We start from the raw sequence: 18,464 nt of genomic DNA, 5'->3' as shown, positions 1-18,464 counted from the left end.
CATAATATAATTTTAATTAAGAGTTAAATTGTAGTTGATACATTGAAGCATAAATGCCATCTTGGGATAACAACGTTTGATGAGTACCTTCTTCTACAAGTTTTCCTCCATCAATAACTAAAATGCGATCAGCTTGTTCGATTGTCGATAGTCTATGTGCAATAATAATAGAAGTTCTATTTTTTCTTAAATTTTCAATTGCTTGTTGCACTAACCTTTCAGATTCATTATCTAAAGCGGATGTAGCTTCATCAAAGATAAGAATTGGATTATTACGCAATAGAACTCTTGCAATAGCAATGCGTTGACGCTGTCCTCCAGATAATAAAACACCATTATCGCCAATTTCAGTATGTATCCCACCTTCTAATTTATCAATAAATTCCATAGCATTTGCCTGCTTAGCTGCCTCAATAATATCTTGTATGCTATATTCTTTTTTGGCGCCGTACGTTATATTTTCTGCAATGGTTCCATTAAATAAATGCACCTGCTGAGATACATATCCAATTTGGTCACGCAATGATCTTAGCGTATATTGTTTGATATTAATAGAATCAATTAATATCTCACCTTTAACAATATCATAAAATCTTGGTAATAAACTTGCTATTGTCGATTTTCCTGCTCCAGATCGACCAACTAATGCAACGGTTTCCCCTTTCTTAATTGTGAAACTGATATTTTTTAATGAAGGGAAACTATTTGTTGGATATGTATAAGTCACATGACGAAAAACAATATCACCTTTTACCCCTTTCAATTCAATTGTTCCATTATCTTCTTCTAGAGGAGTGGCTAAAAGAGCAAATAGCGATTCACAAGCAACAGAACCTTTTTGTAATTCAAGGTGAACACTGGTTAATTCTCTTAATGGTCTCATCATTGCCACCATTGCGGAAAAAACAACAGTAAATGAACCAGGTGTAATATCTAAAGTTTGACTTGCAACAAGAAACAATATTAAACCTAAAGCGGCAGTAGCAACTAATTGGATAATGGGTGAGGACAATCCAGAAACTAAAACGATCTTCAATAGACCTCGCCTAAAAATTTTGTTAATAGTATAAAAATTTTCTTTTTCATATTTTTGGGCATTATAAACCAGAATTTCTTTATGCCCTTTAATCATCTCATCAGCTGCAGTTGTTATGGTGCCAATCCCTTTTTGCATTGTAATTAGCGCATTACGAAATTTTTTGGCAATAAATTGAGCAATAAAAATAACTACAGGTACAACAACAATTAATACTGAAGCTAATTTCCAATTACCATAAAACATTACTACAGATAGACCAATAGCATACGCGATTTCTCTAACAAGTATAATTAAAGCATCCGATGATGCTTTCGATAATAATTGTGTATTGTAAGTGATTAGAGTAACGAGATCCCCAATTGAGCTTTTATGGAAAAAACTTGTTGGGCTTTTGACTAGATGATTAAAAATTAATTGGCGAAATTTAGTTACCACTTTTCCTGATAACCAAGAAAGGCAATAAGTAGAAAAATAATTTGATAACCCTCGTAAAACAATCAAGCCAATAATGCCAAATGAAAAAAGGACTAAAAGTTCATAATTTTTATCCATTAAGCCATTATCTAGCAATGGTTTAGTTAGTGAAATTAATGTTGCATCAGTTGCAGCATTTAATAAAAGTGCAATAACAGCAACTATTAAAGCTTTTTTATATGGATAAATAAATGGCCACAATTGTTTAATTGTGTTAAATGAACTATATTTATTTTTCATAAAAGAGAACTATTAATCAAAATGTTAATTATACTACATAAACAGTATTGTTTAATATCTTATTTCAATTCTTTTTCAACTAGAAAAAATTTGTATTATCTATATAATAACTAATAAATTAAATGTCATGTATAATTTAATACATTTTATGTGATATTTAATCAGTATATTAAATGTTTACACCAACCGTACGCTTATTTTAATTGAATGCGTTTATTTGTATATTATTACAAATAGGAAATCAGCAATGTATCTCGATGCTAATCATATAATTAAAAAAAAAATAACTTTTTATAATAATAGTAGCAATGCTAATCAGCTTGATATAGCTTATGGAATAGATAAGAATTTTTTCTTAGGTTGTGCTGTTTCAATTTCTTCTATTTTAATCTTCAACCCTAATCTCAATTTTTCTTTTCATATATTTACAAATCATTTATCGGATGAATTTGAAAAAAATCTAAATTTACTAGCTAGACATTATAAAACTAATATAACTTTATATTTAGTTGATGATGTAAGCTTGTCAAAACTTCCAACAACAAAAAACTGGACCATAGCAACTTATTTTAGATTTCTAGTAGCCGATTATTTTTATCAAAAAATTGATAAAATTCTATATATTGACGCAGATATAATATGCAAGGGATCATTAGAAGAATTATTAATGTTACCCATCGTTGAAAATATTGCCTATGTCGTTACAGACAAAGATGCTATTTGGTGGAATAAATGTGCCACTCGGCTTGGTGAAGATAAACTGACAAAAAGTTATTTTAATGCCGGTTTTTTACTTATGAATTTAGATAAGTGGCATGAATTCAATATAAATGGTAAAGCATTAGAACTACTTTCTGATACCAATAAATCAAAAAAATTCACCCATCTTGATCAAGACGTTTTGAATTTATTGCTTCTGGATAAAGTGAAATATCTTGATAAAAAGTACAATCAACAAGTGAGCATTAATTATGAATTGAAATATAAAAATAGTACCTATTCACCTCATTTAGATCAAGCTATATTAATACATTATATTGGACCAACTAAACCTTGGCACATATGGGCTAACCATTATAAATGTGCACAATACTTTATAAAAGCAAAACAACAATCACCATTGAGATATTTACCATTACTACCTGCTAGTACCTCTACTCAAATGAGATATTGTTCGAAACATAGAATGCATCAGAAAAAATATTTTTCTGGAATAATTTGCAACATCATTTATTGCCTTAAAAAACTAATTAAACATTAAAAATTAAACATACCGGATTAAATCATTTTTAATAGTCGTTAACATTGCATCAGCGCTATACTGGCACAAAATATTCAATGAAACAGGTGTAAACCTTGTATGTAAAAAATTTATGATGTCTTGATCATTCTGATCATCAAGAATAAAAATCTGATTAGCATTATAAAAATCATATTCTTTAATTGATTTATTTGTAGTGATTAATTTTTTATTAAATAAAATCGCTTCGATGGCTCTTAAGGTTACCCCTGTTTGACCAATTTGTAATATTTCTAAAATAATATCACTTTGTTTTACCTTTTCTATATTGTCAAAATAGTTTATTTTTTTACCTAAAGTGTAATATTTTGATTGCTCAATAGTTGCATTCGCTTTATTAAGCGCTTCATAATTGATTAAATTAAAATCAGTTTCATAATTGTTAAGTTGCAATATAGGCGCAAGTTTATTAATAACCTCAACTCGATTTTTCCTATATTCACCAATAAAAAAACATTTTTTTACTGTATTATTATTAAATGTATTTTCACGAATTTTTTTCATCTCAGAGAGACTAAAAGGTAAAAACTGATTCAAATAGATAAAATGATATTTTTTACAATCGTCAAAATCAAAACTGTATATTTTATCAAAGTGAGGCGTAATTTTAGAGATAAAATCTTCATCCTGACGTAGCCATTTTTTTTTGTTTTTCATACTATTGTTTAATACATCAATAGTATCTCTTAAAACCAACACTCGATGGCAATTCACATCTTTAACTAAATCTATAAATCCTGATATGCAAAAACCACTGCATAATAAAATATCTTCAGGCTTTAACTTTCTTAACTTTATTAGTTGATTTAATTTGATAAACCATTGTCGAGGAAAATTTTTTCTTTCTAATGAAAGATTGATATTTCTAAAATGCTTCATTAATTTATTAAAAAGTACTACATCATACTCGTGTTTGAGAGAGTTGATCATATACTTTTCATAATCCGCATTCCATTCTGCAAAATAAATAGTCATGAGATCATTGAATTTAATTATCAAAATGAATTTTAGAAATAGTGTGAATCAACCCTTTATTCCAATCTGAGGCTGATAAACCATACTTACCTAATTTTTCAACACTCATTACCGAATATTTTGGTCTTGTGGCTTTTGTAGGAAACGCTTCAGTTTTGACTGGGATGATTTCTGGAAATTGGGTTATTATTTTTTGGTTTGAAGCAATTTCAAAGATTTTTTTGGCAAACATAAACCAAGATGTTGAACTATCACCACAAAAATGATAAATTCCTCCATCCATTTTTTTATCAAGTAATTGAAGAATTAGTTGAGCCAAATCGCCTGCGTAAGTTGGATTACCGAGTTGATCATCAATTATGGACAATTGTTGTTTTTCAGTAGCTAATCTCAACATCGTTTTAACAAAATTATTACCATAAGGGCTAAATACCCATGAAGTTCTAATAACAATAGCTGATGGGTCATTATCTAAAACTGCTATTTCCCCCTTACGTTTTGTTTCACCATAGATATTAATAGGATTAGTAATATCTTCTTCAATATAAGGAATATTGTTAGTTCCATCAAAAACATAATCAGTAGAAACATGAAAAAATTTTGCATTATATTTTCTTGATGATATGGACAAGTTTTTAGGGCCTATAACATTGACGTTATATGCCAGTTGAGGTTCATCTTCTGCTTTATCAACTGCGGTGTATGCAGCAGCATTGATAATTGCATCAGGCTTATATTTAGCGATAAAACGATCGACCGCATATTTATCAGTTATATCAAGTTGTTCAGCATCAGTTTTAATTAGTTCCCATTTAGATGGGAAAATATCTACAAAACAATTACCTAATTGACCATTAGCTCCAGTTAATAAAACTTTCATATGATTTATTATAGCTCCTGTAATGTTTTACCTAATTTGTCTTTTTCAGATAAAATTGGCGTTGATATTGGCCAAGTAATATTTACTGTTGGATCATTCCAAAGTAGACATCCTTCGGAATTAGGATCATAATAGTTGGTGCATTTATACTCAAAATCTGCGATATCAGACAATACTAAAAATCCATGAGCAAGGCCAGGAGGAATCCACAATTGACTCTTATTCTCTTCAGAAAGAAGAACACCTACCCATTTACCATAAGTCAATGAATCTTTTCTGATATCTACAGCCACATCAAATACTTCTCCTCTAACAACTCTAACAAGCTTGCCTTGTGGATTTTGTTTTTGAAAATGTAAACCTCTTAAAACATTTTTTTGTGACCGAGAATGATTATCTTGAACAAAAGTTAAATTGATTTCTAACTTTTCTTGATAACGCTTTTGTTCAAAAGTTTCTAAAAAAAAACCGCGTTGATCCCCAAAAACTTTAGGATTAATTATTTTCACATCAGGAATTTTTGTTTCAATTACGTGCATTTATTTACCTATTCATTAATTAATTGAGATAAATATTGTCCATACAATGTTTTACCTAAATTAGCTGCTTCTTGTTTTACTTGCTCTAAAGTTAACCAACCATTACGATAGGCAATCTCTTCAAGACACGCTATTTTCAATCCTTGACGTTTTTCAATGATCTGAACAAAAGATGAAGCTTCAATTAAACTATCATGGGTTCCTGTATCGAGCCAAGAAAATCCTCTACCAAGTATTTCAACATTTAATAATCCAGCTTCTAAATACATTTGATTAAGTGTTGTTATTTCCAATTCTCCTCTATACGAAGGCTTAATCTCTTTGGCCATCTCAACAACATTTTCATCATAAAAATAAAGTCCTGTGACAGCCCAATTTGATTTTGGTTTTATTGGCTTTTCCTCTATTGATAATGCTTTAAAATTCTCATCAAAATCAACGACACCAAAACGTTCTGGATCTACAACTTGATATCCAAAAATGGTTGCTCCTTCAGTTTGTGTCATAACTTTTTGTAGTTTCTTACCAAAACTTTCACCAAAAAATAAATTATCTCCTAAAATCAAACTGCATTTTTGACCTTTAATAAACTCTTCACCAATCAAAAAAGCTTGAGCTAAGCCTTCTGGTCTTGGTTGTTCGGCAAAACTAAGCTTAATTCCAAATCGTGAACCATCACCTAATAGCCGTTTGAATATCGGTAAATCATCTGGAGTTGAAATAATTAATATGTCAGTAATACCAGCAATCATAAGAACAGATATTGGATAATAAATCATAGGTTTATCATATATGGGAAGTAATTGTTTTGAAATACCTCGTGTTATAGGATATAGCCGAGTTCCCGAACCGCCTGCAAGCACAATTCCTTTCATAAATTAACCTAACCTTTTAATTTAAAATACCTTGTCTAGATCTGGCGTAAGAACCATCTTTTATATGGTCACACCAAGCTCGATTATGCAAATACCATTCAACTGTTTTACGCATACCGCTTTCGAATGTTTCTTGTGGCTTCCAACCTAAATCATGATAGATTTTTGAGGCATCAATCGCATATCTTTGATCATGACCTGGTCTATCAGTAACATTAGTGATGAGATCTTTATAATGTTTAATATTATAAGGCTTAATTGGCACTAATTCTTCAAGTAATTCGCAGATAATATTGACCACATCAATATTTTTCTGCTCATTATGTCCACCTATGTTATAAGTTTCTCCATTTTTTGCTTGAGTGGCAACAAGATAAAGTGCTCTAGCGTGATCCTCAACATATAACCAATCTCTAATTTGTTGTCCATTACCATAAACAGGCAAAGGTTTTCCTTCTAAAGCATTTAAAATCATCAAAGGAATTAATTTTTCGGGAAAATGATAAGGACCATAGTTATTTGAACAATTGGTTATAACTATAGGTAAATTAAACGTTCTATGCCAGGCACGAACTAAATGATCGCTTGATGCTTTAGATGCTGAATATGGACTACTAGGAGAATAAGGCGTTTTTTCAGTAAAAAGATTGTTTGTACCATGTAAATCTCCATATACTTCATCGGTAGAAATATGATGAAAACGAAAACGTTCTTGCTTATCTGAATCTAATTTTTTCCAGTAGATTAATGCCTCTTCCAAAAGCGTAAAAGTTCCAATTATATTGGTTTCTATAAAAGTAGATGGATTATCAATTGACCGATCAACATGACTTTCAGCAGCTAAATGCATAATAATATCAGGCCGAAATGCATTAATTGCTTTCGTTAAAGAGCTTCTATCGCAAATATCAATCCGTTTAAAATGAAATCGATTATTATTAAATACTTTATCTAAAGACTCTAAATTTCCTGCATAAGTTAATTTATCAATGACTAACACTTCATCGTCGGTTTGCTCTATGAGATAGCGAACAACTGCAGAACCAATAAAACCAGCTCCGCCCGTAATTATTATTTTCATGATTTGATTCCGAAATAATTAATTTAACTGAATATAATTAATGAATCAGTTTATCACGCTTTAGCATGAATTTAAATAAATTAATATTCATATGGTTAATTGAATTTAAATAAATAAGATTACATATTTAATTGAATTGAAAATAGCGTTATAATTTTAAAAAATTAAATTATAAATGGTAAAGAAATAGATGCTAAAAAGAATTAAATCAGAATCAGCTGTAAAAATAAAGTGCTTAGGAATCACTATTTATAAAAGAAAACTTGACTCAAATAAGCAATTTTTCTTCAAAAAAATCTTAGTGATAAAACGCGAGAATGGCTTTAAAAAAATAAATTTTCTTGGTTTTAATATTTTATCAAAAAAGCTACCAATTAAAAGTAATGTCTTAAATCCTGAAACTTCTAATTTGCCTAACAATGGCGAGATAAAATCTGATTTACAAAAAAAATTATGGTTTACACCATTTTCTCCTGAGGATCATTTATGGGATGAATTGCAACCTGCTAAATATTCTTCTAAAACACGATGTGTCGTCATCTTACCTATTTATAAAGGTTTGGATGAATCTTTATGTTCAATTTATCATGCACTAAAAAGTAAAACTACTGATGAGTATAGTTTGCTCGTTATCAATGATTCAGGTCCTGATAAAGAGTTAAATCAAAAACTTAAAGAGCTTTCTCAAAAAGGGCTATTTGATTATCATCTGAATAAAGAAAATCTCGGGTTTGTCAAAACTATCAATTTTGCCATAAGCAAGTTATCTCATAATCTTGATGTAATCTTATTAAATTCTGATGCCTTTGTATTTGAAGGTTGGTTTGAAAGAATGATTGCATATGCTGATAATGATAAATCGATAGCCACCATTACACCTATGTCTAATAATGCCACTATTTGTAGTTATCCATTTACCTGTCAAGATAATAATAAAGTTCTTGAAGTCACTCCTGCTGAATTGGATCAATTAGCCGCTAAGATAAACAAAGGGAGTTATGTTGAAACGCCAACTGGCGTGGGTTTTTGTTTTTATATGAGAAGAGAAGTTATTGATAAAATTGGTTTGTTAGATGATCATGCTTTCAAAGTTGGATACGGTGAAGAAAATGATTTTTGCATGAGGGCACTTCACGCCGGTTTCAAGAATATTATTATCGGAGATGTTTTGGTATTTCATGTTGGTTCTGTGTCTTTTTCTGCTATAAAAGCCGAAAATATGAAAAAAGGGGAAAATGCCCTAAAACTGAAGCATCCAAATTATTTAAACATGGTGCATCATTTTATCAATGTTGATCCAGTTTTAGTCCTTAGACGTAATTTAGATATTGCCAGATTAAAATTAAAACTTGAAAATCGAAAAACTGTTGTGATTGTCTCTCATGCATGGGATGGTGGTATCAACACCTATCTAAAACAAATTGTAAAACAGTTTAAAAATCAAAATATTGATTGCATTCTATTAAAAGTTCATGATAAAAAATGTTATTCAATTGAAATTCCAGAAAAGTATCACTTAGAAATATCTAATTTGAAGAATTTATCTTTAAGTTGTGATTTTGTTTTTTTAGACTTCTTTTTAAAAACAATTCAACCAACTTTAATACATATCAATAGTTTTGCTGGTCTAGATTGGCATCATCATGAAAAACTTTTGTACTATTTCGCATCATCAGATTGGATTTATAAGTTTATCGTTCATGATTATGCATGCATGTCATATGATTTCAAGCTGCTGAGTCCAGAATATATTTATAAAGGTATACCAACTATTGCTCAAAGAAATATTTGGAACAATGGAAAATCGGTACCAGCTGAATATGAGATAAATATTTCCGATGCTATTGCAAAGCAAAAAGCTTATAACCTATTTTTTAATAAGTGCTCTAAGATTGAAGCACCATCTTACCGAGCTCGTGATATAATATTATATGATTTTCCTGATATAAATATTGATGTTATTCCACATGAAGATGTGTTCAATAATATTGTTCCGGCTCAGCGAAATAAAAATAATGAGAAAATAAAAATTGCATCAATAGGTGCATTAAGTATTGAAAAAGGTTCACAATTATTAGCTGCATTGGCCATTGATGCAAAAAAACGAGATTTGCAATTATCTTATTTCTTAGTTGGTTACAGTAATTCTGGTGATCAACATGTAATGCAAACAAATAACGTCAAAGTCACAGGCAAATATCACAACGATGAAGAATGTATCAAGTTACTCAGAGATATTTCGCCTGATCTGATATTAATACCTAGTATATGGGAAGAGACTTACTCATATACATTATCAATTGCTTTAGCCCTTAAAATACCGACATTAGTCTTTGATATTGGAGCACAAGGAGAAAGAGGCAAAAACCACAGTTGGGTTGTAAAGTTAGATCCATTGTTAATGCATAATCCAAGAGGCATTTCGGATTTAATATTAAATTTAAACCTTGATGAATTGTGGAAAGAATCTTCAAAAATTTAACATAGTTAACTTTTACTGTTAATCTATGCAACACAATCTTTTATATGTTTTTTATCGCTTAAAAACATATAACAGATTGTTTTTTTTTACATAATAAATTTAATCCACATTTTTGTTATAAAGCCTTTTAATTTTTCGTGCTAGTTTTTTAAAAAATGTATTTTTATATTTCTGGTATCGTATTTCTAATTTATTGTATGAATTAACCAATTGATTATAATGATCTAAATTAAGCTGATTTTTCAATAACAGATTATTGTACTCTTCAATTAATAGACTAATTACTCTTGAAATAGATTCACCCTGCGATAATGATGCTTCATTATCATATATTCCTTGAAGTTTCATTAAAAGTTCTTGATGCTTTAAGTTTTGAACATTGTAGTTTGCTAGTGTGACATTATTTTTAGAATTTAGCTCTGCATTTTTATAGATTAACTCATTATTATCATGAGATAGTCGCCTAAACTCTAATAATAAACTATTGTATGCATTATAATATTGCTTAATAGATTTTACGATTTCTGATTCCGATTTTATCTTTTGACGATCCTCTAAATTTAAAGTTTTTTCTGAAATATCTCTTTTAGAATGATTGATTACATTAGTAATATATTTATCTAAACTATATTTTTCTAAAATCTCACTCTTGATTTTTGATACATCACATTTAGCTTTTGGAAAATAATTGATTATTTCTTCAACAATTTCCCTCGCTGATATTCGTCTTAAACAACATCTTCCAGAATAATTAAATTGTTCTGCCATTTTATAATTTTCGACCAATATCCATCCTACTCCACCAAAATGGTCATAGCAGTAAACAGGAGTGTTACTAACAATAGCATATTGGACTGTTTTTCCTATTGTAATAACAGCATCAGCATCCTTAACCATTTTCGATGTCAATCTCCTTACATTTCCTCTTACACCGATATTTATTATGTTTAATCCATGTTCATTTTTTAAAATTTCTAGTGCATCTAGCATCTCTTGTGGCGGATGATTACTAACCAAAAGTATATTTCTTAATTGTTTATTTTTAGAATCTTTCTCGCAAAAAAAATCTGATGGCGCTGCGTTGTAGAAAACTTCACAAATATTAGTAGGAACCCCAAATTTACTTAAATGAGTATAAGTTTCTTCGCTATTAAAGAATATTTTATTGGCTAATAATCTTTCTGTATATAATCCAAAAGTTTCTAAATGTTCATAAGGAGATAAATGTGCAAACACAAAGAAAGTTTTATTATTAAAACTTTCAATATGTTGGTTGACGAGAATGGGTAATACCTGATGTTGAGACCAAACAATATCATAATTGAATGGATTTGGTAATTCATCGGATGTGAATAAATTGATATCCGAATCTTTGGCAATATCCATTACAGGAGAGCCTATATAATTTGCCACAATATCAACTAAATAATTATTTTTTTTAAAGCATTCTGCAACTTCTAATGCAATTATTTCTGAACCACCAATACTTGCCATATGATTAGTACATATCAATACTTTTAACATAAATTTTTAGCCCTACTTTAATTACCAATAAATTAACTTTCCATATTTAAAGCTAATGTATTTACTGTATGAAAAATAAAACAATCATAACTAAAAATAATTTTAATTATTAGATATTCAATCAATTAGTATATATTAATTTATAAATGGCTTGGAATTGACATTTCAATGATATACTTTATGATTTTCAAATTAGCAAAATTAATGCTACCCTTAATGTAATTAGGTAAAATCTCCACATAATAAATAAGATACAATGTAATAATTCCCATTATCTTTACTGATGGCTTTTCTTATTATATATTGAACACTGGTTGAGCCATAGATATTGAATCATTTATTAATATAATTATTTACTATAAATTAATCTGATACGGCAAGTTTTTTCTTCTTTTGCATCACCTTTTAACATTAATGGAATCATTGTTTTTTCGACAATAAGGCAGGTAGAAAGCAATAATAATATAGGATAAATAAAACTCCTATAATTTCCTTGCTAAGGATATCTATTTAAATTTCCTATCTCGTTTCAATATACTTATTTTTGTAAAGCTTCAAATTCAAATAATATATTTAGTCAATATAGATAATTGAATTTAAATAAATCTTTAATTATATCTATTTACCCACCCCATAATCCCTAAGCTTATTAGCAATCGCAGTATGCGATACACCCAATCTTTTTGCGAGTTTTCTAGAGCTTGGATATTCGGTATACAAGCTTTTTAAAACTTCTTTTTCGAATTGTTTGGTCATTTCATCAAGTGTTTTATTTTCGATATCATTGATCCAAGAAACTTGGGTCGAAGTTATCGTAGGTAGAACAATATCTTTTACTGTTAATTGTGATGATGTCAATTGAGATAATGCGGAATAAAGTACATTTTTAAGCTGTCTTACATTGCCAGGCCAAGAGTATTGCGTTAAGTAAGGAATGACATCCTGACTCACTTTTGGCGGGGTAATACCTTGCTTATTAGCAAATTCATCAATGAAAATATGAGTAAGTGGTTCTATGTCATCCTTGCGCTCTTTTAGTGAAGGTAAATTTAAAGACAATACATTCAAGCGATAATAAAGATCTTTCCTAAACTTTCCTTGTTCCACTAACTCAGCTAAATCAACTTTAGTCGCACAGATGATTCTAACATCAACGTAAACTTCGTTATCGTCACCTACTCTTCGAAAATATCCATCATTAATAAAACGTAATAATTTGGTTTGCATTTGGAATGACATCTCATCAATGCCATCAAGTAATACAGAACCACCATTTGCTTGCTCAAAAAAACCTTTTTTACTTTCAACTGCTCCAGGATAAGCGCCTGCTGCATGTCCATAAAGTTCACTTTCAACAACATCATCGGGCATTGCTGCACAATTTAAACCTAAAAAAGCTTTATCACCCCTAGGGCTATATTGGTGACATGCGCTAGCTAATAAATCTTTACCAGTCCCAGTTTCACCAGTGATTAGTAATGGTTCTCGTTGCACCGAAAATGCTTTAGCTTGAGCAATCAACTTTTGCATAGCTTGACTTTGAACGGCGAAAATATCAAAAGCATGACTGCCAACAACATTGATTTTTGATAGTCGTCTTTTTAAATATTCAACCGGTTGTAAAACAAAAGTAATTTTGAATGATTCTCGGACTTTTTGCAATAAAAAATACTGCGAATTTAAAACAATAATAGCATCATCATGCTGAGCTAAATTGAATGCGGCATCCAAATTAAATACATTTTGATAATCAAATTTTTGATTTAAATTCAATGAATTAACATAAAATAGCGCTTTTGCTACATTATTATAAGCCAACAGTTTTGAATTATTATCGATTTCAATGATGGCTGCTTGCATTATAATTTTCCCACTTTTCATTTAACTTCATTAAATTGTTATGACGAACTTGCCACTCATGGCTATTAATTAAGTCAACACAATTGATTTTAGTTGTCGTCAATAACTGTTTTGCTTTATCAGTTAGTAATGATTGTTTTTTATTTAAATTAGTCAACGCATCTAAAATAGCTAATGTGCCATTGCGGTTATTACATGCCAATAATAAATCACAACCAGCATTAAGTGCAGCTTCTGCTCGTTGAGCATGATTACCTAAAATCGCTGCACCTTCCATTGATAAATCATCCGAAAATATAATGCCATTAAAATGTAATTGTTCACGTAATACAGTTTTAAGCCAAAATGCTGATCCGCTGGCTGGTTTATCATTAAATTCAGGATAAATGACATGAGCGGGCATAATGGCATCAAGTTTCTTTTCTGCGATCAATTTTGCAAAGATCTGCATATCATTTTCAATAAGTGCTTTAGAGCGATGATCAATTGGTGTTTCTTTATGAGAATCAGCAATCACATGACCATGACCGGGAAAATGTTTACCCGTTGTTTTCATCCCTGCACAATGCATACCATCAATCATAGATGATGCAATTTGATAAGCAATATTGATATCTGAATGAAAGGATCGACTACCTATTGCTAAACACTCATGGCCTAAATCTAATACCGGCGCATAACTAAGATCGATATCGTAGGCAATCAATTCTATAGCCAACAACCAGCCAGCATCGAAGGCCAATGATTTAGCCTGTTCGATATCATTAAACAATGCGAATGATTGAGCAGGAGGAATATGGGTAAAACCTTTTTTAAAGCGTTGAACTCGCCCCCCCTCATGATCGACCGAAATTAATAAACGTTCAGATGTGGTAGCACGAATCTGTTTAATAAGTTCAGTTAATTGTTCTGGATCTTCGTAATTACGACTAAATAAGATGATACCTGCAACCAACGGATTTTGTAAAAGCTTTACATCATCATTAGTTAACGATGTTCCTTGCACATCAATCAATAAAGGCCCCATTACTCCACAGCCCCTTGAACATTATCCGATGGCACATCTTTTGATGTTACCCGTTGTAAAATTTCACCAGTTTGCGTTGAAAGTAACTCCATAGAAAGGTTTGCATTATCATTTTCTGATGGAGATTTATAAAGTGTAGTAAAAAGCACATATCCAGCATTCATTGATTTTGCTAAGCCTATCATTTTGCTTCGTGATACAAGTTTATCATCAGCCGAAATACCTAATGCTTGTTTGGCTCGGTTGATAGATTGCCTATCAGCGACAGTAAAAAGATTTTGTTTATTCATTAAGCTATGTAACGTTTCATCAACCTGATTTGTTGCTAAATAATCACCACTGCGATTTTGAATATCACTAATCAACAAAACTTTATCGCCTTCAATTGAGGATGAAGATTGCATTATTTTATTTACAAGTGGTGATAAAATTGTATTCCAATCAATTGTCTTTGCAATCTTTGGAGGCGTATCTACTACACCTGGATCACTCGGTGTTTCAATTGGGGCTTTAACTTCAGTTTTTTGGTTAGAACCTAAAAGTTGACAACCAGCCAAGCTTAAAGCCAGCATACTAATTACTGCGGTACGTTTAAACTGTTTCATATAAGTTAACCTATTAATTGCCCTAAATTTTTACCGCCCAATAAATGCATATGAATATGAAAGACTTCTTGTCCCGCATCCTTATTACAATTCATAATTAAACGGTAACCACTTTCATCAATACCTTCCTGCTTGGCAATTTTAGCTGCCACTACCACCATATGACCAAGCAAAGCTTCATCAGACGCTTCTATATGATTTATGGTTGGAATCAATTTATTGGGAATAATTAAGATATGTGTAGGAGCTTGAGGCGAAATATCTCGAAATGCAGTAACTTTATCATCTTGAAAGACGATATCAGAAGGAATTTCACGGCGAATAATCTTACTAAAAATGGTTTCTTCAGCCATATAAACACTCCCTAAAAAAATAGCTATTAATTTTAAATTTTTATTCTGTTAAGAATAGCATACTTTAATGACAAAAATGTATAGATATCGTTACATTTTTATATTTACGCTTCATATTTTGATAAAAAAAGTTGAGGAACGGGGTTTTTGAGGGAGCTAGTAGCCGTTTTTTTGATGATTAAGACTATATTTTGCTCGTAAATAGCCAAATCGTATTTTTATAACTTATTCATTTGTTAAAGAGATTAATTTGATATATAATGCGCCGTCGATTTCAACCGCTTAATTTTCATGTTCCTTGCTTTCAATGGGTTGCGGTTGCCCCGACAGAAAGCTGATTAATCCGTAGGGAGCGATAATGCGTCATTACGAAATTGTATTTATGGTTCACCCAGATCAAAGTGAACAAGTACCTGGTATGATTGAACGTTATACTGGTACATTAACCACTGATGGTGGAAAAATCCATCGTTTAGAAGATTGGGGTCGTCGCCAATTAGCCTATCCTATCGAAAAACTGCATAAAGCACACTATGTGTTAATGAATGTAGAAGCTACTCAAGAAGCAGTCAATGAACTTGAAGATAACTTCCGTTTCAATGATGCAGTAATTCGCAGTTTAATTATGCGCACAAAACACGCTGTAACTGAAACATCACCTATGCTAAAAGCTAAAGATGAACGTCGTAGTTCAGAAGAAGATTATAGCGATGTAAACATGGACGATGATTCAGAAGAATAATCGTTTAGTTTTGTCGGGTTTGGTTACCAAAACCCCGATAAAAAAAATGAGTCCCAGTGGGATTTTACACTGCCAGTTTTATTTAGAACACGTTTCTGAACAAATCGAAGCAGGATTCCCAAGACAAGCATGGTGCACAATGCCAGTTATTGTCAGTGGACAACAAGAGTTAAGTTGCAGTATTAAAAAAGGCAGCAAAGTATTAGTAAGTGGCTTTATCAGCACACATACTAAACGAGATAAAACCAGTCAATTAGTTTTACATGCTGACCAAATTAAACTATTAGGAGAATAGCCAAATGGCACGTTATTTCCGTCGTCGCAAATTCTGCCGTTTTACAGCAGAAGGCGTTAAAGAAATTGATTATAAAGATGTTTCTTTATTAAAAAGCTATATCACAGAAAGTGGTAAAATTGTACCAAGCCGTATCACTGGTACTAGCGCAAAATATCAACGTCAATTAGCTCGCGCTATCAAACGCGCTCGTTACTTGGCATTATTACCATACACTGACAACCATCAGTAATTAGCAACAGAGGGAACATATAATGCAAATTATTCTACTCGATAAAGTTGCTAATTTAGGCAGCTTAGGTGATCAAGTTAATGTTAAAGCGGGTTATGCTCGTAACTTTTTAATTCCACAAGGTAAAGCAGTACCTGCGACTAAAAAGAATATTGAATTCTTTGAAGCGCGTCGTGCTGAATTAGAAGCAAAACTAGCAGAAACGTTAAAAGCCGCAGAAGAGCGCGTATCTGAAATCAATGCATTAGGTAAAGTAACTATTACTTCTAAAGCGGGTGATGAAGGTCGTCTATTCGGTTCAATTGGTACTCGTGATATCGCTGATGCAGTTAAAGCTCGTGGTATTCAAGTATCAAAAAGCGAAGTTCGCCTGCCAAATGGTGTATTACGTACTACTGGTGAACACGAAGTGTTATTCCAAGTGCATAGCGAAGCTTTTGCTAAAATTATTGTTGAGATTATTCCTGAATAATCATCAGATAATAGCAATAAAAAAACCCGTTTACTATAACGGGTTTTTTATTATATCAATTTATTTTTTCTATCTATTACTACCTTAACAAGAATAATTCATTAAACGATTTTGTGACTTATTCTTCAGTTTGAACTTCTGTTTCTAATTTTACTTGTTCTTCTTTATAAAGTTTATTGTCATACATTTTGACAAACGGCAAATAAATCACCAAAGCTAATATTGCTGAAAGTATCGCAACAAACATAGCACGATAATCACCACCGGTACCAATAAATGCCCCTAATCCCATTGGTGATGGCCAAGGCACTAGCGCAATAATAGGATTCATAAAACCACTACTTATAGCAAAATAACCTAAAGTACCACAAGCCATTGGCGCTAATAAAAATGGTATGGCAAGATATGGGTTATAAACTATCGGCATACCAAAAATAATTGGCTCATTGATATTAAAGATTGCAGGAACTGCTGAGGCTCGACCTAAAATTTTCAATTGACTCGACTTAGCACAAAAAGCAATAAAGAATGTCATAAGAAGTGTAGAACCTGAACCACCTAAAATAACCAAAGAATTGTTAAACTCTCCCGCAAATGGAATATGAGCACCACCAACGTTTTCATTCATATTAGCCAGCATTATTGGTGTTATAAAAGCACCAATGATACTTGCACCATGAATACCGACAACCCAAAGCGCATGAATTAAAAATAAAATTACCATAATACCAAGCCAGCTTTTAGTCAAATTGGTTACAAAGGTAAATGGAACACCAATAATATCGAAAATATCAGTACCAAAGAAAATTAAAATACCGTTTAAAATAATAACTGTAAAAGCAATAACAAAGGTTGGAATTAGTGCAGTAAATGAGCGTGATACACCTAATGGAACGGTTTCAGGCATTTTAACCACCCAGTTACGACGTACACAGAGGAAATAAAGTTGAGTTGCCACAATAGCCATTACTATTGCAATAAAAATACCCGAAGTACCTAATCGGAAAACAAATGGTTGTAATCGTAATCCATTGAAGACTTCACTTTGGTCACTAAGCAATACCATAGAACCATTTTGTAGAACTAATTCCGGTAAAGTCATAACAAAAGCAAATACTGATAACATAGCACCATTAAGCGCATTCACTTTTAAACCGGTTTCTTCTTCCTCAATTTTGGTTAATTCATAACCAACTACAATGTTAAAATAAAGCGCCAATATTCCCATTGTCGCAGTGTTCGCAATCATATAAAGATCGCTTACTTTGAAAATGGTATTTTGGAAAAGAGTTTCTAATCCAGTAAATGTCATTGGTAATGTATTAAATACTAAAAACATCGACCCAACGATACAAAAAGGAACTGATGCCATCCCCGCTGCCATTACTGCCCTTACAATCTTAAACTGCGATATTTTAGCCATCGGAGTCATTAGATATTTTTGTAGCAACACAAATCCGGTATTCATT

Annotated in this window: 18 protein-coding genes; 6 read left to right on the top strand and 12 right to left on the bottom strand. The window is 31.3% G+C overall.

The window, feature by feature from the left end; all coding sequences use genetic code 11:
• Positions 1 to 16: 16 nt before the first annotated feature.
• Positions 17 to 1,753, bottom strand: coding sequence for a lipid A export permease/ATP-binding protein MsbA (msbA, locus tag J3U00_RS01915; protein WP_267331336.1), 1,737 nt, complete (start codon positions 1,751 to 1,753; stop codon positions 17 to 19).
• A 247-nt stretch (positions 1,754 to 2,000) separates the two neighbouring features.
• Here msbA and J3U00_RS01910 point away from each other — a divergent pair, with 247 nt between their 5' ends.
• A complete protein-coding gene (locus J3U00_RS01910) occupies positions 2,001 to 3,014 on the top strand; it encodes a glycosyltransferase (protein ID WP_267331335.1) in 1,014 nt (337 codons plus the stop codon).
• Between the two features lie 3 nt (positions 3,015 to 3,017).
• Here J3U00_RS01910 and J3U00_RS01905 read toward each other — a convergent pair whose 3' ends face one another.
• The 5 genes from J3U00_RS01905 to rfbB are packed head-to-tail and all read right to left on the bottom strand — an operon-like array spanning position 3,018 to position 7,403.
• On the bottom strand, positions 3,018 to 4,028 hold the full coding sequence (locus J3U00_RS01905; protein WP_267331334.1) for a hypothetical protein: 1,011 nt from the start codon (positions 4,026 to 4,028) through the stop codon (positions 3,018 to 3,020).
• Between the two features lie 13 nt (positions 4,029 to 4,041).
• Positions 4,042 to 4,908 (bottom strand): dTDP-4-dehydrorhamnose reductase, encoded by an 867-nt coding sequence (rfbD, locus tag J3U00_RS01900; protein WP_267331333.1) that lies wholly within the window; start codon positions 4,906 to 4,908, stop codon positions 4,042 to 4,044.
• Positions 4,909 to 4,916: 8 nt separating this feature from the next.
• The gene (gene rfbC, locus J3U00_RS01895) at positions 4,917 to 5,447 is read right to left on the bottom strand and encodes a dTDP-4-dehydrorhamnose 3,5-epimerase (RefSeq protein WP_267331332.1); all 531 of its coding nucleotides are present in this window, start codon (positions 5,445 to 5,447) and stop codon (positions 4,917 to 4,919) included.
• A gap of 8 nt (positions 5,448 to 5,455) precedes the next feature.
• Positions 5,456 to 6,322: a glucose-1-phosphate thymidylyltransferase RfbA gene (rfbA, locus tag J3U00_RS01890; protein ID WP_267331331.1), complete on the bottom strand. Its 867-nt coding sequence runs from the start codon at positions 6,320 to 6,322 to the stop codon at positions 5,456 to 5,458.
• A 16-nt stretch (positions 6,323 to 6,338) separates the two neighbouring features.
• Positions 6,339 to 7,403, bottom strand: coding sequence for a dTDP-glucose 4,6-dehydratase (gene rfbB / locus J3U00_RS01885; protein ID WP_267331330.1), 1,065 nt, complete (start codon positions 7,401 to 7,403; stop codon positions 6,339 to 6,341).
• Between the two features lie 190 nt (positions 7,404 to 7,593).
• On the opposite strand from rfbB, the gene J3U00_RS01880 reads away from it, so the two are divergent.
• Positions 7,594 to 9,885 carry a glycosyltransferase gene (locus tag J3U00_RS01880; protein ID WP_267331329.1) on the top strand — a complete coding sequence of 764 codons (2,292 nt, stop codon included), beginning with the start codon at positions 7,594 to 7,596 and terminating at the stop codon, positions 9,883 to 9,885.
• Between the two features lie 99 nt (positions 9,886 to 9,984).
• Here J3U00_RS01880 and J3U00_RS01875 read toward each other — a convergent pair whose 3' ends face one another.
• The 5 genes from J3U00_RS01875 to hinT form a co-directional block, all read right to left on the bottom strand.
• Positions 9,985 to 11,379: a hypothetical protein gene (locus J3U00_RS01875; RefSeq protein WP_267331328.1), complete on the bottom strand. Its 1,395-nt coding sequence runs from the start codon at positions 11,377 to 11,379 to the stop codon at positions 9,985 to 9,987.
• Positions 11,380 to 12,027: 648 nt separating this feature from the next.
• Positions 12,028 to 13,269, bottom strand: a complete 1,242-nt coding sequence (locus J3U00_RS01870; RefSeq protein WP_267331327.1) for a sigma 54-interacting transcriptional regulator — start codon at positions 13,267 to 13,269, stop codon at positions 12,028 to 12,030.
• Positions 13,250 to 14,296 carry a beta-N-acetylhexosaminidase gene (gene nagZ, locus J3U00_RS01865; RefSeq protein ID WP_267331326.1) on the bottom strand — a complete coding sequence of 349 codons (1,047 nt, stop codon included), beginning with the start codon at positions 14,294 to 14,296 and terminating at the stop codon, positions 13,250 to 13,252. The genes J3U00_RS01870 and nagZ overlap by 20 nt, the downstream gene beginning before the upstream one ends.
• Positions 14,296 to 14,901: a penicillin-binding protein activator LpoB gene (locus tag J3U00_RS01860; protein ID WP_267331325.1), complete on the bottom strand. Its 606-nt coding sequence runs from the start codon at positions 14,899 to 14,901 to the stop codon at positions 14,296 to 14,298. The genes nagZ and J3U00_RS01860 overlap by 1 nt, the downstream gene beginning before the upstream one ends.
• A 5-nt stretch (positions 14,902 to 14,906) precedes the next feature.
• Entirely contained in the window at positions 14,907 to 15,254 is a 348-nt protein-coding gene (gene hinT / locus J3U00_RS01855) for a purine nucleoside phosphoramidase (protein WP_267331324.1), read from the bottom strand.
• A gap of 358 nt (positions 15,255 to 15,612) precedes the next feature.
• Between hinT and rpsF the strand changes: the two genes are divergently transcribed.
• The 4 genes from rpsF to rplI are packed head-to-tail and all read left to right on the top strand — an operon-like array spanning position 15,613 to position 16,995.
• On the top strand, positions 15,613 to 15,996 hold the full coding sequence (gene rpsF / locus J3U00_RS01850) for a 30S ribosomal protein S6 (RefSeq protein ID WP_034882519.1): 384 nt from the start codon (positions 15,613 to 15,615) through the stop codon (positions 15,994 to 15,996).
• The gene (gene priB, locus J3U00_RS01845) at positions 15,980 to 16,291 is read left to right on the top strand and encodes a primosomal replication protein N (RefSeq protein WP_267331323.1); all 312 of its coding nucleotides are present in this window, start codon (positions 15,980 to 15,982) and stop codon (positions 16,289 to 16,291) included. The genes rpsF and priB overlap by 17 nt, the downstream gene beginning before the upstream one ends.
• Positions 16,292 to 16,295: 4 nt before the next feature.
• Complete coding sequence (gene rpsR / locus J3U00_RS01840; protein WP_025314965.1) at positions 16,296 to 16,523, top strand: 30S ribosomal protein S18; 228 nt, start codon at positions 16,296 to 16,298, stop codon at positions 16,521 to 16,523.
• Positions 16,524 to 16,545: 22 nt separating this feature from the next.
• Positions 16,546 to 16,995, top strand: coding sequence for a 50S ribosomal protein L9 (rplI, locus tag J3U00_RS01835; RefSeq protein WP_065563077.1), 450 nt, complete (start codon positions 16,546 to 16,548; stop codon positions 16,993 to 16,995).
• Between the two features lie 118 nt (positions 16,996 to 17,113).
• Here rplI and celB read toward each other — a convergent pair whose 3' ends face one another.
• On the bottom strand, positions 17,114 to 18,463 hold the full coding sequence (gene celB, locus J3U00_RS01830) for a PTS cellobiose transporter subunit IIC (protein WP_267331322.1): 1,350 nt from the start codon (positions 18,461 to 18,463) through the stop codon (positions 17,114 to 17,116).
• Position 18,464: the final 1 nt, after the last annotated feature.

Origin of the sequence: Gilliamella sp. B3127 (assembly GCF_026536935.1) — a bacterium.
GTDB classification, from domain to species: domain Bacteria; phylum Pseudomonadota; class Gammaproteobacteria; order Enterobacterales; family Orbaceae; genus Gilliamella; species Gilliamella apicola_E.
Note: the sequence above shows the minus strand (reverse complement) of the source record. Positions and strands in the feature narration are given on the sequence as shown.